20 protein-coding genes and 3 pseudogenes are annotated in these 21608 nt (G+C 65.9%); 14 read left to right on the forward strand and 9 right to left on the reverse strand.

All coding sequences use genetic code 11. The features are described 5' to 3' along the window. Positions 1 to 187: 187 nt before the first annotated feature. Positions 188 to 385 (forward strand): annotated as a pseudogene (locus GV792_RS02830) (hypothetical protein); the annotation flags it as partial. Between the two features lie 182 nt (positions 386 to 567). Here GV792_RS02830 and GV792_RS02835 read toward each other — a convergent pair. Both GV792_RS02835 and GV792_RS02840 read right to left on the reverse strand, forming a co-directional pair. Then, a pseudogene (locus tag GV792_RS02835) lies at positions 568 to 813 on the reverse strand (GDSL-type esterase/lipase family protein); the annotation flags it as partial. Between the two features lie 470 nt (positions 814 to 1283). Continuing rightward, complete coding sequence (locus tag GV792_RS02840) at positions 1284 to 1610, reverse strand: hypothetical protein (RefSeq protein WP_163821979.1); 327 nt, start codon at positions 1608 to 1610, stop codon at positions 1284 to 1286. A gap of 221 nt (positions 1611 to 1831) precedes the next feature. Between GV792_RS02840 and GV792_RS02845 the strand changes: the two genes are divergently transcribed. Both GV792_RS02845 and GV792_RS02850 read left to right on the forward strand, forming a co-directional pair. Further along, positions 1832 to 3193: a phosphatase PAP2 family protein gene (locus GV792_RS02845; protein WP_163821980.1), complete on the forward strand. Its 1362-nt coding sequence runs from the start codon at positions 1832 to 1834 to the stop codon at positions 3191 to 3193. Between the two features lie 229 nt (positions 3194 to 3422). Beyond that, on the forward strand, positions 3423 to 4808 hold the full coding sequence (locus GV792_RS02850) for a DUF1254 domain-containing protein (protein ID WP_163821981.1): 1386 nt from the start codon (positions 3423 to 3425) through the stop codon (positions 4806 to 4808). Positions 4809 to 4846: 38 nt separating this feature from the next. Here GV792_RS02850 and GV792_RS02855 read toward each other — a convergent pair whose 3' ends face one another. After that, the gene (locus tag GV792_RS02855) at positions 4847 to 6244 is read right to left on the reverse strand and encodes an MFS transporter (RefSeq protein WP_375154303.1); all 1398 of its coding nucleotides are present in this window, start codon (positions 6242 to 6244) and stop codon (positions 4847 to 4849) included. Between the two features lie 209 nt (positions 6245 to 6453). On the opposite strand from GV792_RS02855, the gene GV792_RS02860 reads away from it, so the two are divergent. From GV792_RS02860 to GV792_RS02870, 3 genes are read left to right on the forward strand one after another with little or no spacing between them, the layout of a single operon-like run. Continuing rightward, positions 6454 to 7269 (forward strand): SDR family oxidoreductase, encoded by an 816-nt coding sequence (locus tag GV792_RS02860; protein WP_163821983.1) that lies wholly within the window; start codon positions 6454 to 6456, stop codon positions 7267 to 7269. A 14-nt stretch (positions 7270 to 7283) separates the two neighbouring features. Next, positions 7284 to 7748 carry a nuclear transport factor 2 family protein gene (locus GV792_RS02865; protein WP_163821984.1) on the forward strand — a complete coding sequence of 155 codons (465 nt, stop codon included), beginning with the start codon at positions 7284 to 7286 and terminating at the stop codon, positions 7746 to 7748. Between the two features lie 10 nt (positions 7749 to 7758). Then, a complete protein-coding gene (locus GV792_RS02870) occupies positions 7759 to 8676 on the forward strand; it encodes an NAD-dependent epimerase/dehydratase family protein (RefSeq protein ID WP_163821985.1) in 918 nt (305 codons plus the stop codon). A 1051-nt stretch (positions 8677 to 9727) separates the two neighbouring features. On the opposite strand, the gene GV792_RS02875 is transcribed toward GV792_RS02870, so the two are convergent. Continuing rightward, complete coding sequence (locus tag GV792_RS02875; RefSeq protein WP_163821986.1) at positions 9728 to 10690, reverse strand: ferritin-like domain-containing protein; 963 nt, start codon at positions 10688 to 10690, stop codon at positions 9728 to 9730. 213 nt (positions 10691 to 10903) lie between these two features. Here GV792_RS02875 and GV792_RS02880 point away from each other — a divergent pair, with 213 nt between their 5' ends. Next, positions 10904 to 11581: a phosphodiesterase gene (locus tag GV792_RS02880; RefSeq protein ID WP_175582981.1), complete on the forward strand. Its 678-nt coding sequence runs from the start codon at positions 10904 to 10906 to the stop codon at positions 11579 to 11581. A gap of 90 nt (positions 11582 to 11671) precedes the next feature. Here the strand turns inward: GV792_RS02880 and GV792_RS02885 are convergent. Both GV792_RS02885 and GV792_RS02890 read right to left on the reverse strand, forming a co-directional pair. Continuing rightward, positions 11672 to 12224: pseudogene (locus tag GV792_RS02885) on the reverse strand (SDR family NAD(P)-dependent oxidoreductase). A 6-nt stretch (positions 12225 to 12230) separates the two neighbouring features. Beyond that, positions 12231 to 12812, reverse strand: coding sequence for a TetR/AcrR family transcriptional regulator (locus GV792_RS02890; protein WP_163821987.1), 582 nt, complete (start codon positions 12810 to 12812; stop codon positions 12231 to 12233). A gap of 100 nt (positions 12813 to 12912) precedes the next feature. On the opposite strand from GV792_RS02890, the gene GV792_RS02895 reads away from it, so the two are divergent. Beyond that, positions 12913 to 14052: an acyl-CoA dehydrogenase family protein gene (locus GV792_RS02895; protein WP_163821988.1), complete on the forward strand. Its 1140-nt coding sequence runs from the start codon at positions 12913 to 12915 to the stop codon at positions 14050 to 14052. 178 nt (positions 14053 to 14230) lie between these two features. Here the strand turns inward: GV792_RS02895 and GV792_RS02900 are convergent, their stop codons facing one another. Both GV792_RS02900 and GV792_RS02905 read right to left on the reverse strand, forming a co-directional pair. Beyond that, the gene (locus GV792_RS02900; RefSeq protein WP_163821989.1) at positions 14231 to 15655 is read right to left on the reverse strand and encodes an MDR family MFS transporter; all 1425 of its coding nucleotides are present in this window, start codon (positions 15653 to 15655) and stop codon (positions 14231 to 14233) included. 2 nt (positions 15656 to 15657) lie between these two features. Beyond that, on the reverse strand, positions 15658 to 16608 hold the full coding sequence (locus GV792_RS02905; RefSeq protein WP_163821990.1) for an NAD(P)/FAD-dependent oxidoreductase: 951 nt from the start codon (positions 16606 to 16608) through the stop codon (positions 15658 to 15660). A gap of 62 nt (positions 16609 to 16670) precedes the next feature. Here GV792_RS02905 and GV792_RS02910 point away from each other — a divergent pair, with 62 nt between their 5' ends. From GV792_RS02910 to GV792_RS02925, 4 genes are all read left to right on the forward strand, one after another. Continuing rightward, the gene (locus tag GV792_RS02910) at positions 16671 to 17120 is read left to right on the forward strand and encodes a helix-turn-helix domain-containing protein (protein ID WP_163821991.1); all 450 of its coding nucleotides are present in this window, start codon (positions 16671 to 16673) and stop codon (positions 17118 to 17120) included. 207 nt (positions 17121 to 17327) lie between these two features. Next, positions 17328 to 18131 (forward strand): helix-turn-helix transcriptional regulator, encoded by an 804-nt coding sequence (locus GV792_RS02915; RefSeq protein WP_256673752.1) that lies wholly within the window; start codon positions 17328 to 17330, stop codon positions 18129 to 18131. Between the two features lie 156 nt (positions 18132 to 18287). Beyond that, a complete protein-coding gene (locus GV792_RS02920) occupies positions 18288 to 19043 on the forward strand; it encodes an SDR family oxidoreductase (RefSeq protein WP_163821993.1) in 756 nt (251 codons plus the stop codon). Positions 19044 to 19196: 153 nt separating this feature from the next. After that, positions 19197 to 19622, forward strand: coding sequence for a hypothetical protein (locus GV792_RS02925; protein WP_256670352.1), 426 nt, complete (start codon positions 19197 to 19199; stop codon positions 19620 to 19622). Between the two features lie 42 nt (positions 19623 to 19664). On the opposite strand, the gene gntA is transcribed toward GV792_RS02925, so the two are convergent. After that, the gene (gntA, locus tag GV792_RS02930) at positions 19665 to 20357 is read right to left on the reverse strand and encodes a guanitoxin biosynthesis heme-dependent pre-guanitoxin N-hydroxylase GntA (protein WP_163821994.1); all 693 of its coding nucleotides are present in this window, start codon (positions 20355 to 20357) and stop codon (positions 19665 to 19667) included. Positions 20358 to 20804: 447 nt separating this feature from the next. Here gntA and GV792_RS02935 point away from each other — a divergent pair, with 447 nt between their 5' ends. Both GV792_RS02935 and GV792_RS02940 read left to right on the forward strand, forming a co-directional pair. Continuing rightward, positions 20805 to 21185: an RNHCP domain-containing protein gene (locus GV792_RS02935; RefSeq protein ID WP_163821995.1), complete on the forward strand. Its 381-nt coding sequence runs from the start codon at positions 20805 to 20807 to the stop codon at positions 21183 to 21185. Positions 21186 to 21195: 10 nt separating this feature from the next. Further along, the gene (locus tag GV792_RS02940; protein ID WP_163821996.1) at positions 21196 to 21606 is read left to right on the forward strand and encodes an RNHCP domain-containing protein; all 411 of its coding nucleotides are present in this window, start codon (positions 21196 to 21198) and stop codon (positions 21604 to 21606) included. Positions 21607 to 21608: the final 2 nt, after the last annotated feature.

Here is a 21608-nt window from a genome sequence, read left to right on the forward strand (position 1 = left end):
CGGCGAGCCCTTGTCCAAGGTCACGTGCTTTCCCCTTCTGGTCCTGTTGGCCGCTTTCCCCGCGTGTGCGCGTACCGGCAAAGAGAGGGATCGGATAAGCCCGGGCGCTGAGCCGTGTAGCGCCACCGGCCGCGGCTGGGTCTCCAGACATGCCTTCGTGCATGTACCAAGACGTTCGCGTGCGGTGCGTGGCGTGCTTACCGCGTCGGCCGACGCCAACATCGGCTCGATCTTCGGCATCGGATACCCGGCGTGGACCGGCGGCGTGCACCAGTTCATCGCCGGGTATGCCGGCAAAGGCACGGCCGCGTTCGTCCGACGCGCCGACAAGCTCGCCGCCGGGTACGGCGAGCGATTCCAGGTACCCGCGTCGCTGCGCACCTGACCTGCCGCGGCCGTGTCCTCAGCCTTCGGGGTCAGAACACGGCGGCGGGAACGCCTTGCGCAGCGATGGGCGATAGAGGAACGGCAGAAGGCTGCTTCTGCGACACCCCGGTGTCGGGAACCCTGAGCACCCCGCGAAGTCACATCGTCGACACCCCACGGCCGGAGTGCTCTACCTCAGCCGTTGCCGCCCACGGAGACGGTGACGAGGTCCGGGCTCAGTGACAGTGCTTGCGGGAGTCGCTCGTCGATGACACCGCACATGAGGCGTCCGCGAACGGCGAGGTTGGCATACTCGGTATCCGGATTGATGGTGGTCAGGGATTCCGCGACCCGCTCGGCCCAGCCTCGAACGCCGTCGGTTCGGGCGGGGTCGTCGTCTCCGACTCCCTCGGTGAACGAATCCCGCAGCGCGACATATCGATTCAAAGGCGTAACGGGTGGGAAACGCACCGAACTCAGCCCGACCTCGCACAACTGTTCGGGCTGCTGGACGGCGGCGAACAGGTGTCGGCCAGCCCAGTGGGCAGTGCCGCAATCGCGTTGGTGCCCACCATTATTCGGGCCTGCCTGATCACGTTGAACATCTGCGCAGATGCCGTTGTGAACCTCGCCGACCCGGCGTCGCCCTTTCCGGACTACCCACGATTCGTGGCCGCGTGGACAAGATCGGGTCGACTTCTACGACTCGGACGGATGGACCGAGGGTGATGCCGGATACGGAGTACACGGCACCGCAATGGTTTCCGTTGTCTTCAAGGCCGCGCCGAAGGGCCCGATCCACCGTTTTGAGCGTGACGGGCCGGTATTCGAACTGAAGCGCAAGGGCGCAATCGTGAGATTGAGCCCCTTTCAACGTCCACAATGCGATCCACAAACTAGAGAACCCGGGGTCGGCCTCAGTCGCACCATGTCGATGGCGCGACCCAAATGACGGGAGAAGGCAATCTCGATTCCGCCGCGGCCTTCGCCTCATCAGCCGAACGGTACGCCACGGAATCTGGCCAGAACGACCCATCGTCGCGGAGGCCGTGGAACGACACATAGTAGGCCTGTCCATCGGCATCGAGAGTCGGTGTCTCCTCCGCCTCGAGCGTTCCCTCTTCTCGGGCCACCTCGTACCAGAAGTCGTAGCCGAGACGGATGACGAATACCGAGCTGGAGACGGTATCTGCATACAGCCACGAACCTGTGGCTACGATCTCGCCGCGGCTCATGAGAATCATGACACTACATACCTTGTTGCGGGGTGGGTGGGATGCGGCCCCGCATTCCTTCGATGGGGCAGGACACTCAGCCGCACTTCGCGAACCCGATCCCGGCGAGCCTGGCAGGGCTGGAAGCCCCTTCCCTCGTGGCGCGCATGTGTTTTCGCATCCGATCGCCTGTGTCGCTCTACGTTAAGTGCCCCGTCAAGCCGTGTTCACGGGGTATTTACGATGTGCGAATGCTTATTCACGACACGCACGGCAGTTCGACCTCACCCCCGGAGCCAGTGAGCGATGAGCGACTCCGAGAGCGTCGATTTCGGCCGTTCGTGGTGTGGGGCGGCATTGCCGCCGCGGTGCTGGTGCTTGTCGCGGGTCAGTTCATGGCCGTTCACATCCATGCTCTCGGCCCATTGACCAGCCTCTTTCGCGACTACGCCGGGACTCCAAAGTCGGCGACGACACCGTGGGCGGGCTTCCTGCTGGCACTGATCGGCGTCACCACCCGGGTACGGGTGAGCGCCCTGGCTGCCGCGGTCGCCATCGATCTGATCTTCGTGGCGGTTCGGACACTCGACGGGCGGCCGTTCACCGTCGGCAACGGACCGACCATCGTGCTCACGGTGCTGGCGGTGATCGCCGCTATTCGGTGGAGCGGTGCGCGACGGCGGACGGCACTGCACACGATCGCGCTCGGAGCGCTGCTCATCCTCGCGACGAAGGTCGGCGAAATCTGGTTGGACATCACGGCCTGGTACTGCCCGCAGGTCCTTGACCCGTACGTGGAGTTGGCCGACCGAGCGCTCGGCAATCCGTCGTGGATCGTCGGGCATGCGCTCGACCTGGCCGGGCCGATACCAACAGGGGTCGTGCGCTGGGTGTACTTCGAGCTTCCCGTGGCGGCCATCGTCGTCGCCATCTGGCAGTTGCGCAACGTGACCACGGGTTCGTGGCCGCGGCACCACTTGGTGCGCACCTTCCTGGCAATCGGCCTCATCGGCCCGATCTTCTACGTGATCTTCCCAGTAGTGGGGCCCGTGCTCGCGTTCGGACCGTGGGGGCAAGGCATGGAACTCGCCAACGTCTGGCCGGACCTCGTTCCGGCAATTCCCGCCACGGTCGAATCGATGCCCTTCGACGGCATCACACCGCGCAACTGTATGCCGTCGCTGCATACGGCGTGGGCGCTCGCGCTGTTCATCCACTCCAGACGCGGACCGGTCTGGTTGCGCTGGGGCGGTGCTTTCTGGCTGGTGTGCACTCTCATCGCGACGCTCGGCCTCGGGGCGCACTACGGCATCGACCTGGTGGCGGGCGCCGCATTCTGCCTGACGATCGAGTCCGTCTTGCGCGATCCCGACCGAGGCTGGGATCGCGCACGCGTGCGGGTGGTGGCTATGGGGATCGCCACGTTCGCGGGAGTGCTGCTGTGCATCCGCTACCTCGCGATGCCGATGGCGACCTACCCGGTCCCCTTCGGCATCGCGATCCTCGGCATTCTCACCGCACTGTCCATCGTGTTCTACCGAACCTGGTTCGCTCCGCAGTGTCCAGAAGTCGTTGCGCGCGAGGCCGAGCAGGTCGAACTCGACCGCCGCTGAAGCGGGTGGCCATGAGCGAAGGACCGTTGGTCGGCGCGGCCGAGTAGGAGCAGCGCTTCGGAGAGGTCGATTGCTCACACTGGGTACAGGGCTACGTACTTCCGTTAGCGACCGTGGGCAAGGCGGCCTCGTCACCGGTGGAGTTCATCCGTTTCGGGTGAGGCAGGCCCGCACCCGCGTATCTACCCTCGTCGGGGATGGACCGAACCTATCGAGGGAGAGGTCGAGCATGACTGCACCGCTGGACATCCGTGGGGGCTATCCGCGCGCCGAGGCGGTGCGTCGAGCCTACGACGAGCTGGACTACAACCGCGCACTCGCGATGTATCGGTTCTTCTACCCCACGGTCTCGCTGGAAGCGACCTGGCGCGGAAACCTCGCCGGCGGGACCATACCCAACAGGGTCATGGCGCTGCTTGTCGCCACCCCCGACCAGTATGTGTTCACCGCCAACTCCGACACCCCGTACTCGGGACTGACCATCGACCTCTCCGAAGGGCCGATGGTGGTGGACGTACCGCCCGGCACCCTCACGGGCACGGCGAACGATCTCAACCAGCTCTGGATTCTCGATATCGGCCTGCCCGGGCCGGCGGGCACCAACGGCGGCAAGCATCTGCTGCTGCCTCCTGGCTACGACGCCCCTGTCCCCGAGGGGTACTTCACCGGTACCGCCACCACCAATCGGGTCCTCGTGCTGGTCCGCGCGCTCCCCCACGGCACCGACGTGGACGCCGCGATCGAGCTGATCAAGCAGGTAAAGGTGTATCCGCTGGATGCCGACGCCGATTCGAATCCGCTCGACTGGGTGGACCTATCGGTACAGAAGGGGTTCGACTTCACCCCGGTGTGGTGGGAGGACAACCTCGACTACTGGCGGGTGTTGCATGAGATCCTGCAAACCGAGCCACTCAACCCCGACTACCGTCACCAGTACGGTGAGCTCGCCGCGCTTGGCATCCTGCGCGGTGCGCCTTTCGCTCCCGATCGGCGCATGGCCGCCATCCTCACCGACGCGGCCCGCCGCGGTCACCTGCACCTGTGCGTGCAGTCGTTCGCCGACCGCAGGCGGGACCGGATCGTGTGGCCGGACAGACGCTGGGAATGGGCCGTGCTGCGCCCGGAGAACGGTACCTTCGACGCCGAGGGCTACACCGATCTGTATGCCCGGGAGAAGTGGTTCTATCAGGCCCAGATCGAGTCGCCGGCCATGTTCGCCCGCACACCAGGCGCCGGGTCGCTGTATTGGCTCGGCCTGCGCGACGCGGATGGGGCCTACCTCGACGGCGCGGGCTACTACAGCCTCACCGTCCCGCAGCCGGTCCCGGCCAGACTTTTCTGGTCCATCACCGCCTACGACGCGAGCAGCCGCAGTGAACTGCAGGCCCCGCAGAACCGCGCCGCCCTTCGCTCCCTGTACGAACTCGCCGACGTCGACACCACCTACCCGCTGACCCTCTATTTCGGCCCGACGCCACCGGCGAACACTCCGACCGACCGCTGGGTTCAAACCGTCCCGGGCACAGGCTGGTTCACCTACTTCCGCATCTACGGACCCGAGAGCCCGGCTTTCGACGGCACCTGGCAACTACCGGATTTTCGCCGTCACGGATGACAGCATTGGTCGGTGCCGGAATATGCGCCCGACCGTCGTTATCGAGTCCCTTCACCACTCGAGGTCTCGTTGACTGCCTCGCGACCACGCGTATCGCGTCCGATCGGCGAATGCAGGTCCCGAGAGAGATCGCGTCCCTTGGTCTCGGCCGTGACGACGAGCGCACCCAAGGTGAGGGCGGCGGTGCCGGCCACGATGGCGCTGAGCGGCAGGCTCGAGCCGTCGAATGTGGCCAGCATGGTGCTGGCGATCAGCGGGGTGAAGCCCGCGCCGATGAGTGCTGCGGTCTGGTAGGCGATGGACACTCCGGTATATCGGATGTGGGTCGGGAACATCTCCGACAGCAGCGGGGTCAAGGGAGCGTACATAGCGTTCTGCAGCAGTTGTGCGAACATCAAGGCGGCCGTCATGGTCCACAGCGAGTGGGAATTGATCAGGGCGTAGAGCGGGAAGGCGTACAGGATCGCGCCGACCGCGCCCGCCATCATCACTCGCCGCCTGCCGAAGAAATCGGACAGTGTTGCGCACAACGGAATGGCGATGATCGACACGAACACGACCGCGAGCAGACAGCGCATGACATCGCCTACCTCGTAGCCGATTCCGGTGGCGTAGGCGATGATGTGCGAACTCGTCAGGGCGGTCAGCGCGAAGGGCGCCATGCCTGCGGCGACGCCGAGGACCATCGGCCGTGGACGGCGCAGCACCTGCATCGCGGGAGTCGACGGTTCCTGCCGGTCGGCCGCGGCGAAGACGGGGCTCTCCACCACTCGTAGCCGCACGTACATCCCGAGCACCAGCAGCGCCGCGCTGAACAAGAACGGAAGCCGCCATCCCCAGGTCGTGAACTCGGGTTCGGGAAGCTGGGTCACGACGGCCACGGCCGCGGTGGAGAGTAGAAAGCCGAAAGGTGTGCCCAGTTGCATGATTCCGGCCCAGCGGCCGCGGTTGTCCGCGTCCGCATGCTCGACGACCATGAGTGCGGCACCACCCCACTCCCCGCCGACCGCGACGCCTTGGACGACGCGCAGCAGTACCAACACTATGGGCGCTGCCACACCGATCGCATGATAAGTCGGTAGCAGGCCGATCGCCGCGCTCGAAATGCCCATCATGATCATGGTGATCAACAGCATCGATTTGCGGCCGAGACGGTCACCGAAGTGCCCGAACACCACACCGCCGAGCGGGCGAGCGACATATCCGGCAGCCAGGGTGCCGAAGGATGCGATTGTGCTCAGCGCCGGGTTCGAGGCAGGGAAGAACAGTGGTCCGAACACCACTGCGGCCATCGTTCCGTACAGAATGAAATCGTAGTATTCGATCGTCGTGCCCAGCAGGCTCGAGAACGCCGCGCGACGGCGTAATCGTATGGCCGTCGATGGATTGCCGTGCGGAACAACAGAATACGGACTCTCGGGTGGCGGTGCACTCAACGGGAGCTCCTTAGTTCTGCGCGCCGATGCGCTGTGCGAACCGGAATGTCGACGCTGCCGTCGGCGACGCGGACACCGCGCAAGGCTCCCAACGGGGCGCACCATACGCAATACCGGGGCCCGCTGAGCGGAATGCGCACCGGGCACGCACATCCCGCCCACCGGGATGTGGGCTCGCACCGAACCGGGCGGGTGGGTGAGATGGCTCTATGCCACATCAAGCGGTCGCGACACCCGGCCCGTTACTGACCGGCCGGCGCGCAGTCGTCACCGGTGGCGCCGCCGGCATCGGCGCGGCTGTGGCCGTATCGCTGGCCACCCATGGGGCAGAGGTCCTCGTCGCCGATATCGCGTTCGGGCAGCCGCTGGTCTTCGACCGGTCAGCGGGCGGATCAATCGACACGCTCGGGTGGGATGTGACCACGCGTCCGGTAGCCGTCGAACTGGTCGATCACCGTCCTGACATCCTGGTCAACAATGTCGGCCACTTTGTGCGTCCACCTCGACCGTTCACCGATGACCGGCCCGAGATGTGGGCCGAATTGCACGACATCAATGTCGGGCATGTGCTGTCGCTGACCCATGCCGTGTTGCCCGGGATGGCAGAGCGAGGGCGCGGCTCGATCATCAACCTGACCACAGTCGAGGCACATCGGGCGATCCCCGGGCACACGGTGTACTCGGCGAACAAGGCCGCGTTGATGCAGTTCACTCGATCATTGGCCGCCGAGGTCGGCCCGTCGGGAGTGCGGGTGAATGCCATTGCACCGGATCTCATCGAAACAGTGCAGGTCCCGTATGCCGACATCGTGCCCGCCGAAGATCGCGCACTGTGGCCGACGTGGTCACCGCTCGGTGGGCCTGGCAGTCCCGAGGATGTGGCCGGGGCCGCCTTGTTCCTCGCCTCCGATCTCGCCCGCTTCGTCACCGGGAGCACCATCCACGTCGACGGCGGCACGCATGGCAGCGGCGGGTGGGTGCCGCGCGCCTCGGGCGGCTGGACGAACCGTCCCCGCAATCCCTGACCGAGGAGACCGCCGTGATCACCCATGAGGACCGCGCCGAGCTGTCCGATCTCGTACACCGCTACGCGGGCTATGCCGACGGTCGGGAACTGGATCTGCTAGCCCGGTTGTTCACCGAAGACGCCGTGCTCGCGGTGCCGGATCCACCGCGGACCATGCGCCCCTCGCACGAAGCGCGGGGACGCGACGCGATCATCGAGACCTGCCGCACGCTCGGTCGCACCCACGCCACACTGCACGCCGTGGTGGGAAGCATTTTCGACATGGGCACAACACCCGACGAGGCCACCGGCGACATCGCGTGTATCGCGCATCATCTCAGCGGCAAGCCGGGCAATGCCATTGATGTCGTGTGGCATCTGCGCTATCGAGACCGCTATCGGCGTGTCGACGGGCGGTGGTTGATCGCGCGGCGAGTCCTTCACTTGGGGTGGACCGAGCGACGCCCCGTTCACGCACTGGGTGATGTCAACTCCTGAAAGGGTTTTCATGAGGATTCTGATCGTCGGCGGCACCGGCATGATCGGCGCGCACGCAGCGCTACATCTGCGTGCGCAAGGCAATGACGTCACCGTGGCGGCGCGAAACCCGCTCGATGGCGGTTCACCCGTGCACGAGTTCCCGGTCCTGCTCGGCGATTACGCCGAACAGACCTTCTCCGCAGCAGACCTCGCGCCGTTCGATGCCATCGTCTTCGCCGCCGGCCAGGACTTCCGTCATATGGGTCGGGGTGTCGACGAGGCACAGTTCTGGGAGAAGACGCAATCCAGCGGTGTCCCGCGATTCGCGGCGCTGGCCAAAGAGGCAGGTGTGCGGCGCTTCGTCCAGATCGGCAGCTACTACCACCATTTGCGGCCCGATCTCGCCGACGCACTGCCCTACGTCGCGGCCCGCAGAGCCGCCGACGAGGGCGCAAGGGCGCTCGCCGACGAATCCTTCAACGTCTCGACGCTGAATCCGCCGAACATTTTCGGCGTCATCAGTGGCCCTTCCGCCAAGCGCTACCGCAAGCTGTTCTCGTGGGCGGCAGGCAATGAACCGCAGATCCCCGACTTCGCACCTCCTGGCGGAACGAACTACATGTCCGCCCGCTCACTCGCCCAGGCTATTTGGGGCGCGCTCCAGCATGCCGAACCGGGCAAGGCCCATCTGATCGGCGATGAGAACCTCAGCTTCCGGGAGTACTTTCAGATGCTCGTCGACGCTGCGGGCGGTGACCGCGTCATCGAGGAGCGCGATGAGGAACATCCGCTCTTGCCCGATGGATTCATCGTGCAGGGCCGCGGAAATGTCATCAGCTACCAGCCGGACCCTACCGAGACCGCGCTGCTCGGATACGACCGCAACGATTGTGTGCGTGCGCTCGGCGAGATGTATGAAACGGTGCGGGCAGAGCCGGTCGCGTGATTCGGTCGGGAAACCGTTGTCGAGATGGCGGTTCTAGTATGTCCCGGCATCTGCTGGATGACTACCTCGTCCCCGAGGTGGTAACGATTCCTGCGTCGGTAGCGGGCCTCTCGAGGGCCGTAGGCCAATCCCGTAGGCCAACTCCCCAGCCCTGCTTCAATTAGCTGTCCGGTGTGGTCGACTGCCGGGAGTGAACGTGGGCAATGGTTACGCAGAGGGTGCGAGCGGGTCGCGGAGACGGCCGCGTGGGGGCAGTGATCCCTAGGAGAACGGGTCCACGCGCCGGGACGGCGATCGTAATGGCCGCGGTTTCTGTAATGATCTGCGGCGGCTGTGCCGCATCGCCTCCCGTTACCCGGACCCCGCCACCTCCCCGGCACGCGACACCGGCCATCGCGACGACACCGACTGGGCAGTCTGGGGAGAGCATTCCCGAAAGTGGAGGGCCACAGCCTATTCCGGGACAGCCGATACGGACCGGCGGGGGCGGTGTGCCCGTCGCGCCGATCAGGATCGGGAACCCTGGTCAGCGGCAAAAAGATCCCGTCGACGAGGTCGTGGCGGATGTGAGAGCCGAAATCGCAACCAAGTGCGGCGGGTGCGTCGCGGTGACAACGGCCGTCGATCCTGACTCCGACTGCACACAATGCGAGTACACCGGGTCCTACCGGGGCGGCAGGGAAGATCCCGAACCGCCCACAGAGAGCGAGTCGTCAGCGGGCCATATTCTCGTGAACCCTGATGAGACGTTGGTGTTCCTGACGGGGTCGAAGCCCTGTGAGACAGAGGGGTCCACCGACGGCGCGACGGTGCGATTCGAATTCCGCCTGGCCGATAAGCCCGCCAGTGAGAGGTGCTGATCATCTCCTCGGTCCGCCAGTACGACGACAACAGGATGCCGTCGAAGCGACGCGACGAATCTCCCACGCTCCAAACATGGTTCGCCATACTGGCCCCTTCGACCACGCGACTCGGGTACCGACTGTGCGCCCACACCAGGGCACTGCCCGAGCCGATGGTTGCGGGCCTCGTTCTCGGCATAGCGGCGACCTCAGGTGAGGCCGGTGACTTCCCGGGCAATTGCGGCGAGCCGAGTGTGTGCCGCCGAGACGACGCCCTGCCGGTTCTTGCCTGCTTCCTCATAAGCAAGAATGGCTCGCACATCTACGGGATCGGTCAGCTCCTTGACTGCGGCCACGGCCTCACCGACGTTGAGCTCGTCGTAGTCGACGACCGGCAGCTCCTCCGGTTCCAGGACGCCGGTAACGGTGCGGATCGAATGGACAGCGCCGGCCGCAGCGTCGGCGCCTTCCCTGCGGGTCACCTGTTCGGCGGTCTCGAGCGCCGCATCGCGGGAGGCGGTGAGGGTTTTGACGGCGACATCACCAGCATGCGCGCCCTGAGCCAGCAGCTCGCCCAGCGCGGGCGGGGTGGCGCGCACGGTCTCCACGACCCGGTCGATGCCGCGGGCGGACCAGTTGACCGGGATACTCACCAGCTTGACCGCGGTGCCGGTCGCCGCTTGCAGCGGTGTCCGTCTGAGTGCGGCCGGTCCACCGAGGGCGTCCTCGGCCAACACGGTCGTCAGCCATTCCACGGTCGCCGAGTGCGCGATGATCAATCGCTCGGCCAGGGACACGACATCGGTGCGGTGGTCGGCGATCGCGAGTGCCTTGACGTAGCGGGCTCGGTCGAGGAGTTGATGCTCGCGAGTCAGGTCGCCAAGCAGCGCTTCGTCGAACGGTTGGGCTTGATCGATCATCGCTTTGAACACCGCGGTAGCCCTGCCGAGGATCGGGCCGATCAGCGGCGGGACACCGCCGAGTTCACGGACCGCGGCGTCAATGGCCTCGGCGCGGGCACGGGCTTTGTCGGCGTTTTCGGACAACTCCCTGCGCACCGCATCGGTCCGAGCCTGCGAGACTCGGGTCTCGGCGATCTGAATCTCGGTGTTGGTCAGGTCGAGGACAGCGCGAAGCTGCGCCAATAGCGTGGCGGTGGTGGTAGTGCTCATGCGGATCTCGTCCCCTTCGGCGCGTTACCGGTATCAGGTCGGCGCAACGCTGCACCGCTACCTGCCTACCCCGCGCAACCAACCTCTAACGGGCATGGCAGCACTCGGCCCGTCGGCGGCCGATTCATTCGATCGCTGATCGGCACCGGTGCGTATCTCGAAGCAGAGGGGGTACGCGCTACGCACATCAGTATTTCGATGATTGGAGGTCTCATGGCTGATCTTGTTTCTGCCACGGTGACCAAGGCCTTCGAGGCCGGCGCCAGGATCCGGCACGGCCGCGTCGTCAGTTCTCGTGGCCTCCGGCTGTCCGGCAGGTTCCATGCCGAGGATGAATACGTCTCCCTGTTCGGGGACGGCGAACGAGCGGTGATCGCGCGACTGTCCAAGGGAATCGGTACTCCCGCTGGTTTACCGGATGTTCTAGGGCTGGCCTTTCGCACACTCGATCGCGACGAACACCCATGGGATGTCGTGCTGGCCACGACCGGAAGTGGCGGGCTTGGTCGCCTGGCCATTACCCCTGCGCGCGGCTGGGCCAGCGCCAGATACGGGTCTCTGCTGCCCTACAGATTCGGCAATTCCGGCCTGACCTGGCTCTTCGCTGAACCTGACAACGACCAGCCCGCCACCGCGTCACTCGACGCCATGGCTGAGCACCTACGCGAGAACACCCTCGGATTCGTAGTGACCGTTCAAGGCCTCGGCACCCCGCGACGCGTCGCCGGCGAACTGGTCCTGCACTACGCGGAGCCCCGTGAGCACCGAACCGACTTCTTCGATCCGATGCTCAACCATCCGGCCGAGGTCACCCTTGTCCCCGAGATCGTCACCCGGATCAGGGAACGCGCCTATATCGGCAGCCGACGAGGCCGCGGGGAGGAAGACTGATCCGACAGTGCACACCATCTGCCGGTCAACCGTGCGCCGGGCGCCTCGCCACCGCTCCGCGGGGCGGCTGGCGAAGATTATGCTGACTGGTCAGGTCCAGGACCGGATGTTGGTGAAGTCCTCGGAGATCTGCCAGATACGTTGGGCATCCTCGTGGCTGCGGAGCCGACTGTAGAGCTTCTGCTCCGCGGGCGGGCCGCCCAGGTGGCCGGGTCCGCTGGGACCGTAGAAGCGTTCGGTGTGGGCGTCGGGAGAAGTGGCGGCGTAGAGGGCGGGAAGTGTCGCCGACTCGACGGTGCCGACCAAGCGATCCGGTGGAGTCATCACACCGGCGTTGTTGATGAGAAGGTGTATCGGGCGGTCCACCTCTCGCAGAATCTTGCCGAGAGCCGCCACTGAAGCCATTGACGACAAATCGAGTTCACGCAGCGACACTCTCACCTTCCGGGTCGTCTGCCTGATCGTGGCGATTGCTGCCTCGCCCTGACGCTGGTTGCGTACGGGAACGACGACCTCGGCGTCGGCTGCTGCCAAGACGCGCGGCGATGCCGATTCCCATAGCGTCGCTGGCTCCGGTGACGACCGCGCGCGTTTCATGTTTGGCGCGACGCTCAGGAGATCGCCTACGACCCTCGCACCGCAACAGCCTTCATCGGGCGCTGATACCCGCCGTCAACATGGCCGACAGCTCGCGGTAAGCGGCGGCGTCGTCCAATCCGGTACTGGCGCGCACGCCGCCCTGCTGGATGCGCACCATCATGGTGGTGCCGAGATCTGCGGCGAAGGCCGCGTGGACGCTGCGGAATTCGCCGGCTTCAACGCCTTCATCGATCAGCTGCCGCACCCGGCGCGCAGCGAGGCGAGTGTTGCGTTCGTAGACTTCGCGGGCCGGGGCGAAATGGTCGAGATCGGCCATGAACCGATCGGAGGCCACCGAGAGCGCTTCGCCAACGGCGGCCAGATAGGCGGCGATCCGTTCCCGTGGGCACCCTGCGACCGCGACGGCGGCCTCGACGGCGTCGGTCGACCGCTTGAAGAAGTGCACGGTCGCCGCTGTGACCAGCTGTTCTTTGCTGCCCGCCAGCGTATAGAGGGTGGACTTGGAGCAGCGGAGCCGGGCCGCGATGGCGTCAAGAGTCAGGTGTGCGAAGCCTTCGGCCAGCAGCAGCGCGACAAGTTCATCGAACAGTTCGGTGCGGCGAGTCGTGGCGAAAGCCGGGCGGTGCTCCATATCGCGATAGTACTGCGCAGCATCTTGCAGTACTGATCGCGAGACAGTACTGTGGGATGCAATTCAGTACTGTCTTGAGTATCGCCCCGAGGAGATTCCTGTGGCCGTCGATCGACTCCTACCCACCGACGAGGCGAAGGATCTCATTCAACTCACCCGCGATGTAGCCGACAAAGTTCTGGCGCCGATCGTCGATGAGCACGAGAGGTCCGAGACCTATCCCGAAGGCGTATTCGCCACACTCGGCGAAGCCGGCCTCTTGACCCTCCCGTATCCGGAGGAATGGGGCGGCGGCGGTCAGCCGTACGAGGTGTATCTGCAGGTCCTCGAGGAGATCGCCGCCCGCTGGACCGCAGTCGCTGTCGCGGTCAGCGTGCACAGCCTCTCCATCCATCCCCTCATGGCATTCGGCACCGAGGAGCAGAAGCAGCGCTGGCTGCCGGAGATGTTGGGCGGCACCACGATCGGCGCCTACAGCCTGTCCGAACCCCAGGCCGGCTCGGATGCCGCAGCGCTCGCGTGCCGAGCAACCGGCGTCGACGGGGGCTATCGGATCACCGGTTCCAAGGCGTGGATCACCCACGGCGGCATCGCCGACTTCTACAATCTGTTCGCCCGCACCGGTGAAGGATCCAAGGGCATCTCCTGCTTCCTCGTCGACAAAGACACCGAGGGGCTGAGTTTCGGCAAGCCCGAGCAGAAGATGGGCTTGCACGCCGTCCCGACCACATCCGCGCGTTACGACGACGCCTTCGTCCCGTCCGAGCGTCGGATCGGCAACGAAGGCCAAGGCTTGCAGATCGCCTTCAGCGCACTGGACTCCGGACGGCTCGGTATTGCCGCGGTCGCGGTCGGTCTCGCGCAGGCCGCACTCGACGAAGCCGTGGCCTACGCACAGGAGCGGGTCACGTTCGGCCGCAAGATCATCGACCATCAGGGGCTGGGTTTCCTGCTCGCCGATATGGCAGCCGCGGTCGATTCCGCCCGGGCCACCTACCTGGACGCCGCTCGCCGCCGGGACGCGGGCCTGCCCTATTCTCGCAACGCCGCGGTGGCCAAGCTGGTAGCGACCGATGCCGCGATGAAGGTCACCACCGATGCTGTTCAGGTGCTCGGCGGTTACGGCTACACCCGCGACTTCCGACTCGAGCGGTACATGCGCGAAGCCAAGATCACCCAGATCTTCGAAGGCACCAATCAGATTCAGCGGCTGGTCATCAGCCGCCACCTCGCGGGCTGACCCGACCGCCCCGATCCACGTGCGGGCTGCCGACTTCACCTACGCCTCGACACGAGGCGACCAGACGGCTGCACAACCCGGGGCGGCAGGCGCCATCTCTCTCCGATCCGAGCAGTGGCAGACCCCGGGTGCTCGAGGTCTGCCACACGGTGTGCTTTGCCGCATTCCGCCCTCAGGCTCAGCTCCGGACGTCGCCGAATCGCGAAGGATGTGGCAATGCGATGGTCAGCAGCAGCAATATCGCCGCCAAGGGGAGCACCAAGAGCAGAGTATGCGGGATCGCCTCCGCCGTACTCGTCGCGGAGTTCGGCTCGCCGTCCAGTTGATGGCTGAGTATGCGACCGTACACCGCGATACCCAGTGCCATACCGAGCCCGCGCACCGACAGGACAGCCGCAGTAACCGCCGCGAGATCTGTTGGTGCGACGGAATTCTGCGCCACTGTCACCAGCAACTGCATGACCATGCCGACGCCGAGTCCGAGCATTGCCAGCTCCACCGCGACTACAGCGAAGGCGGACTCCGCACCGAGCTGCCCGAGCAGGCCGACGGCGACCGCGATCACGGCCGCCCCGGCGATCAGAAAGGGGCGGGGCTGTCCGGTTCTGGTCACCAGAGTGCCGGTCACGAACGAGGTCACCACGAAGGCCAGCACATAGGGATTCAGGGCCAGCCCCGCCGCCGTAGCGCTCATTCCGAAGGCACTGCGCAGATAGGTCGGCAGGTAGACGATGGTCGCGAACATCAGCGCGCCGAGCACCGCGGTCGCGGCCAGGACCACGCCGGTTGTTCGCCCGGTGAACAGATGCATCGGAAGCACCGGGTCCGTTGTACGGCGTTCCCACCAGATGAAGGCGCTGAGCAGCGCGATGGCCGCGGCACCGAGGGCGACGGTGGTGCCGGCGCTGCCAGGAGACGACCCGCTGGACAACTCGGTGATCAGCAGGATGCCCACCACGGTGCAGAGCAGCAGGATCGACCCGACCACGTCGAGCCGGATCGTATGCGCTCCGCGAGGCAGTCGCAGCGCCGCCGCTACCAGAACCGCCGACAGCACCCCCAAAGGCACGTTGATATAGAAGATCCAGCGCCAGCCGACGGCGTCGGTGATCACGCCGCCCAACAGCGGGCCGCCGACCGCCGCGACGGCGAAGATGGCACCCACAGCGCCTTGGACCCGGCCGCGCAGCTCGACCGGAAACAGTTCCGCGAGCGCGATCGTCGGGACGGTGAACAGCGCACCTGCGCCGATCCCTTGCAGCGTTCGGAAAGCGATCAGCCGCGGCAGCGATCCGGCCATGCCACACAATGCCGACGCGACGGTGAAAATGGTGATGGCAGCGAGGAATACCGGCCGCCTCCCGAACCGATCGCTCAACCGCCCGTACAGGGCGGCGGTAGCGGTCGACGCGAGTACATAGCAGGTGACGATCCAGCTGAGCGAGCCGACATCACCGAAATCGACGGCAATGTCGGGCAAGGCGATACTGACGATCGTCTGGTCGAGTACCGACAGCAGCATGCCGATCGCCAGGCCTGCGGTCGCGGGCGCGACATTGCTCGGGCGGGCGACGGGCGCGTCGACGGTCACGGATACGGACACGATCAATGCCTCCCGGCCGACAAGGGATTCGGCAGGCCGAAGTCATGGCTGAGCAGATCCTGGTCGATCGCGCTCGCCGCGATGGTGCCGGCCGCCGCGGCCGTGATGACCGCGGCGAACGGCATCGGCACGCTCGCGCGCCGCGCCATATCACCCGCCGCGTACACACCCGTGACACTCGTCTGATGGAACTCGTCGACCTCGACGGTGGTGTCGGCGAACATCGAGCAGCCGAGCTGTTCGGGTAGCGGAGATCGCCGGACGGGTGTGCTCGTGACGAAGGCCGCTTCGCGCGGCAGTTCGCCGCCATCGGCGAAGGCGATCGCGGCCAGTTTCGTTCCGGCCGATCGGAATTCGGCAACGAGTCCGGTATGCACGGGGATTCCTGCCGCCGCAAGCGGTCCGCGCGCCGCCTCCGGTAGGTCGGTCGCGCCATCGGTGCACAACGCGACATCCGAGCTGAAGCGGCTCAGGTGTAGCGCCAGCCGGATGCGGTCCGGCGTCGCGCCGATCACCGCGATCGACCGGCCGCTGGCCTCGAATCCGTGGCAGTAGGGGCAGTGGAAAACGCTGCGGCCCCACAGTTGGGCGATACCCGTGATATCCGGCAGCTCGTCGACCACTCCGCTCGCCAGGAGCAATCGTTTGCTCTCTACCTCGCCGCCATCGGTGAGCCTCACCGCGAAGCCACGGTGTTCGGGTAGCTGCCGCACGCCCTGCACTGTGCCGTTACGTAGCTCGATGGTCGGATACGAACGCAACTGCTCATGCGCGATCTCCCGAATCCGCGCCGGGGGCACGCCGTCTCGCGTGAAGAAATTGTGCACCGCTTCGGCCGGGGCATTACGGCCCGCGCCGGAGTCCAGTACCAGGGCGTGCCGGTGGGTGCGGCCCAGGGTCAACGCTGCGGACAGCCCGGCCGATCCGCCGCCGACGACGATGACTTCGAACATTCGGTCCTCCTCGTGAGGGTGTCTGTTTGACACCAGGGACCACTCTGCAAGTTAATGTCAACATGAAGTCAAGCCGCGATGATGACGAGGCCGAATTCACCATCGGTGAGGTCGCGGCGCGGTTCGGTCTCGCCACCCATGTACTGCGGCATTGGGAGACGATGGGCCTGCTTCAACCCGCCGGACGGGTGAACGGCCGCCGCAGGTACAACCGCGATCACCTGGTCCGGGTCGCGATGATCGTGCGGGGCAAGAAGTCCGGACTGAGCCTCGAGCAGTTACGCGACTGGCTGGATGCGCCGGACCGAACCGCCCGCACGACCGTACTCGCCCGCCAGCATGCGGAGCTGGCCCGGCGCATCGCCGAAGCGCAGGCCTCGCAGCGGATGATCGAGCATGCCATGGAGTGCGAGGCGGAGGAGTTCACGAAGTGTCCGACCTTCCGCCACATGGTCGCCGAACTCATCGATGAACCACAATCGCCTCCGCTGGTCCGACCCGACGGCTGCTGATTCCGCGGTCCGTGGGGTATCGCCGCCCCACTCGGGCCACGCTTCGGGCGGTTGGGGAGGCAGGCTGCGGGCTGGTAGCGAGCCGGATTGTGGGAGTGGTTCGCGGGTGCAGGCACCCAGAGCGAAATCGGGTCGGAAGCCCTTACGATCGTCGGCATGCGGCTGACCACACTTTCCGCCGACGCGCGGGCTCGACGTAGTGCTGAGATGAAGGAGTTTCTCCGGTCTCGGCGGGCCCGAGTGTCTCCGGCCGATGCCGGCATGGCCGTCGGGGATACCCGTGGTCGCCGCACGCCGGGGTTGCGAAGAGAAGAAGTCGCAGTATTGGCCGGGGTCGGGGTCTCCTGGTACACGTGGCTGGAGCAGGGTCGGGAGATCAATGTGTCGGGGGATGTGCTGGATGCGATCGCTCGGGTGCTGCGGTTGGATGTGGCCGAGCGTGAGCACCTCTATCTGTTGGCCGGGCTGAACCCGCCGCAGCCTCTCCCGGCCGCGCGTCGGGTGCCGGAGGAGTTGCGCCGGGTCATCGATTCCTGGCTGCCGCGTCCGGCCTACCTGTTGGATGTGCATTGGAATCTGGTGGCTGTCAACCGCACCGCCGAGCTGGTGTTCGGGTATCGCGAGGCGGACCACAACTGTTTGATCACCTTCTTCACCAGCAGTCGCTACCGATCGTCGGTGTGCCACTGGCACGATGCCGCCAGGGCCATCGTCGCGCAGTTCCGGGCGGACGCCGCGCGCTATCCGGATGATCCGGAGTTCGGCCGACTGGCGACGGACATGTGTTCGGTCAGTGCGGAATTCGCCGAGATCTGGGCCGAGCACGACATTCGCAATACGGCGACCGGTACCAAGGTCATCGCCCATGCCGAGGTCGGCGAACTCGTCTTCGACTACACCACCTTGACGCTTCCTGAACTCCCCGGCCATCGCCTTCTCCTGCACACCCCGGCTGCGGCCACGGAAACCGAGCAGCGGCTGGTCGCCCTCCTGGAAACGTCCGTCGGATAGCCCCGGCAATAGTGGCGGCCTTCGGCATCTTCGAGGCCGGACGCGATCGCCTCATCGCGGTGCGGCATCCGTGCGGCAGACCGCGAAGGTGGTGTTGTCGGCCCCAGGTTCATCGCGCACTGCTGTAGCGCCGGACGCCCACGCAGGATCGTTCGCATGCAGCGATTCACCAACCGAACTGTCCTGATCACCGGCGGCACCTCCGGCATGGGGCTGGCCACGGCCCGGCGCCTGCTGGACGAAGGCGCCTACGTCATCATCACCGGACGCGACGACACCCGGTTGCAGCGAGCCGCCGCCGAGCTCGGCGCCGGACCACGCCTGCTGACCGTGCGGGCGGACGCGGCAAACCTGGACGACCAGGATGCCCTGATGCGCCGCATCCAGACCTGGCGCTTCAGCCTCGACGCCGTCTTCGCCAATGCCGGCGTCGGGATCTTCAAACCGAGCACCGAACTGACCGAAGCCGATGTCGACCAGTCGATCGACGTCAATTTCAAGGGCGTGTTCTTCACCGTCCAGAAGGCGCTGCCGCTGCTGAAGGAGGGCAGCGCGATCGTCCTCAACGCCTCCTGGACACTGCATCGCGGCCTGCCGGTCGCCTCGGTCTACTCCGCGACCAAGGCCGCAGTGCACAATCTGGCGCGCACCCTCGGCTCTGACCTGGCGCCACGAGGTATTCGCGTCAACTCGGTCAGCCCCGGCTACATCGACACCGATATGTACCGCGACGCCACCGCCGATCCGGCCGCCGACGCCGGCAACGCCGCCCAGGTGCCGCTGGGCACCATCGGCCATGCCGCGGAGGTCGCTGCCGCGGTCGCCTTCCTGGCGTCCGATGACGCCTCCTACATCACCGGCCAGGACCTGATCATCGACGGCGGCTTGGTCGGATCGTTCCCCCATCGATGACCCGGTTTCAACAGCCGATGACCTCCCCGCTACTGGGAAAGTTCGAGTTCGGGGCGAGGGCAAGATCTTGACGGATCATCCACTCGGCGGGCAGCTGACAAGCCGTCCGCCGGGTGGTGGTCGATCGATGGTTTCTCGGAAGGAAAACGAAGGATGCGTGTGTTCAGACACGGAGCCAGGTTGGGCCTTGCCGTTCTGGCAATCCTTACTGGATCACTGACCTTGGCTGCCCCGGCGAACGCCGCGTCGTCCCCGGTAGCGGCTTGCGGCGGGGGCAGCTATCACGTCATCGATAGCCACCAGATCGACGGCCTCGCCACCATCTACCTGCTCTACAACGGCAGGACGAACTGCGTCGTCACCTGGAAGACCGCTTACATCGGCACGAAGACCGGCGTGATGGCGGCAGTCGGAATCTGGGGGGCCAATGATGGCCGGATCGACCAGGATATGTACGGGTACTACGCCGGCCCCGTGAAGGTCGATGCCCCGGGCAAATGCATCGGATGGGGCGGCGGTGCGGCGAAGCCCGGCGGATGGCTGGTCAGGTGGGACTCGGGTAAGAGCCACTGCGGCTGAGGCATGGGCGCTCCGCCCCCGGTGGGGGCGGAGCGAGGCACATCAGATTCCCGGAAGGCCGGCCAGCTCGCGTTCCTCCACCGCAGGCCGTGCGCTGAACGGGCACTGCCACTCGGCCGGCTTGGGCCGCCCGGAGTAACGCCGAGCTTCGGAGAGCTTCTCGTACTCGAGCAGGTTCGGGTTGATATCGCCCTGCAGCATGATGTCTTGTTTGCGGATCTTCTCCGCCAAACGGTCCCACATGCCCGCCGCCTTGATCAGGCCGAACTGCTGGTGGGAGTTGAATGCCAGCATCGGGAACGGCGGGCGACGGCCGAACCGCCGGTGTGTCTCGTGCAGCCCGATGACGAAGAACGGATGGCCGGCCACGCTGTAGCCGAACTCGCCGGACTGCGGATCCGACGAGTAGCCGGGCGCCCACGCGTACGTGTCCGCGTCCGCTTCGTGCAGCAGCTGCAGGTGCTGCCACAGCAACTCCTCGAAACGCAGCTCATCCACGCCGCGCGGCTGCTCGAAGGTGGCGACGAAGCTGGTGAACTTGCGTGGACTCCAGTCGGACGCGCCGACGAACTCCGCGAGATCCCCCGCCATCAATCGAGCCGATTCCTCACCGCCCATCACCTCGTAGTGGCGGTGAGTGATGCCGCCCTGGCGCCAGGCGGAGCGGCCCGCCAGACAAGCGAACCGGTCTCCGAGGAGGAAGGTCTCCAGTTCAGCTCGCGCGTCTGTCGTCAATCCAGGTGTTCCTTTCCAACCACGTGTCCTCGACCGAGGGGGAGATCATCGATTGCACGTGGCGCACCCACCTCGACCGCGCTGCGCCGCTGATCCTGACAGCCGACGGGCATGATGCGCGAATCGAGCGAATTGCCACCGATGACGGGTGCCCTGCTACGGGGCCGGAAATGTCACCCGAGCATGTTGCGGATCACACCACCGGGCAGCGGGAAATTCATTTCCGATCATGGACACCCCCGCCTACCGTTGGTCTTCGGCATTCCCTGCCGCACCGACTTGTGGAGGAGTTGTATGTTGACGGCCCGGATGGCGCCGAGCGCGCCTGATCGAATGAACCTGTTCCGCACCGGGCACCTTCTACCTGCTCGGTAACGCGGCGCATCCGTCGAGGCGCGCTCGGCCGGCTCTCGCTGATTCAGTCATCGTTCAGTAAGGAGCTTCCGGGTGTCCGAGAACACCACAACCCATCACGGCCCGAGCCCAGCGCAACGGACCGGCACCTTCACCTGTCTCAGATGCGGGCTCGTTGTCGCGGATCTCGCGCCGGACGACAGCAGGCGCAACCACTGCCCGAGCTGCCTCGCTTCCAGGCACACCGTCGACCATCGCGAAGGAGGTCTCTCCGATTGCGGTGGACGCATGACGCCCCTGTCCATCGCAGCACTGCGCAGCGGACGGTGGGCCATGGTGCATCGATGCACACGCTGCAACGAACTGTCACTGCACCCGGTCGCCGCTGATGACAATCAGCTGATCCTGATGCGGCTGGCCGTTCGGCCGCTCGCAGAGCCACCCTTCCCGCTCGAAGTCTTCGGCGAGCTGTAGGGGGCTCGCGATGCCACGAAAGAACACCACGCAGCGGCGTCAGCAACGGGTCAAGGACGTCCTGCACGTAACGAGCGGGTCCTCGGCGGGCACGTTCCGCTGCCTGCACTGCAGGTTCGACGTGCCAACGCTCGCACCGGGCACAGCCCACCGCAACCATTGCCCGCAATGTCTGACCAGCCGGCATGTCGACCGTCGGCGACCGGGTGATCGAGCGGAGTCCTGCCGGGGACGAATGGTGGCGATCAGCGTGTCGGTGCGCGACGGTGGTGAGTGGGCGCTCATCCACCACTGCCTCGCGTGCGGTGTGCTGCGTTCGAACCGCATCGCGGGCGACGACAACGCCCTGTCGTTGATGCGCATCGCGGTGCGACCGCTGGCCGACTCACACGCCGGCAGACGCGCGCTGCTCGCCCTGTGAGC

It is taken from the genome of Nocardia cyriacigeorgica, from assembly GCF_010868145.1.
GTDB lineage: Bacteria > Actinomycetota > Actinomycetes > Mycobacteriales > Mycobacteriaceae > Nocardia > Nocardia cyriacigeorgica_D.

What these genes read in the sequence shown, in the direction of transcription:
- GV792_RS02840 (WP_163821979.1), bottom strand. Translation starts at nt 1,610, where the DNA reads ATGATTCTCATGAGCCGCGGCGAGATCGTAGCCACAGGTTCGTGGCTG.
- GV792_RS02845 (WP_163821980.1), top strand. Translation starts at nt 1,832, where the DNA reads ATGCTTATTCACGACACGCACGGCAGTTCGACCTCACCCCCGGAGCCA.
- GV792_RS02850 (WP_163821981.1), top strand. Translation starts at nt 3,423, where the DNA reads ATGACTGCACCGCTGGACATCCGTGGGGGCTATCCGCGCGCCGAGGCG.
- GV792_RS02860 (WP_163821983.1), top strand. Translation starts at nt 6,454, where the DNA reads ATGCCACATCAAGCGGTCGCGACACCCGGCCCGTTACTGACCGGCCGG.
- GV792_RS02870 (WP_163821985.1), top strand. Translation starts at nt 7,759, where the DNA reads ATGAGGATTCTGATCGTCGGCGGCACCGGCATGATCGGCGCGCACGCA.
- GV792_RS02875 (WP_163821986.1), bottom strand. Translation starts at nt 10,690, where the DNA reads ATGAGCACTACCACCACCGCCACGCTATTGGCGCAGCTTCGCGCTGTC.
- GV792_RS02880 (WP_175582981.1), top strand. Translation starts at nt 10,904, where the DNA reads ATGGCTGATCTTGTTTCTGCCACGGTGACCAAGGCCTTCGAGGCCGGC.
- GV792_RS02890 (WP_163821987.1), bottom strand. Translation starts at nt 12,812, where the DNA reads ATGGAGCACCGCCCGGCTTTCGCCACGACTCGCCGCACCGAACTGTTC.
- GV792_RS02905 (WP_163821990.1), bottom strand. Translation starts at nt 16,608, where the DNA reads ATGTTCGAAGTCATCGTCGTCGGCGGCGGATCGGCCGGGCTGTCCGCA.
- GV792_RS02910 (WP_163821991.1), top strand. Translation starts at nt 16,671, where the DNA reads ATGAAGTCAAGCCGCGATGATGACGAGGCCGAATTCACCATCGGTGAG.
- GV792_RS02915 (WP_256673752.1), top strand. Translation starts at nt 17,328, where the DNA reads ATGAAGGAGTTTCTCCGGTCTCGGCGGGCCCGAGTGTCTCCGGCCGAT.
- GV792_RS02920 (WP_163821993.1), top strand. Translation starts at nt 18,288, where the DNA reads ATGCAGCGATTCACCAACCGAACTGTCCTGATCACCGGCGGCACCTCC.
- GV792_RS02925 (WP_256670352.1), top strand. Translation starts at nt 19,197, where the DNA reads ATGCGTGTGTTCAGACACGGAGCCAGGTTGGGCCTTGCCGTTCTGGCA.
- GV792_RS02940 (WP_163821996.1), top strand. Translation starts at nt 21,196, where the DNA reads ATGCCACGAAAGAACACCACGCAGCGGCGTCAGCAACGGGTCAAGGAC.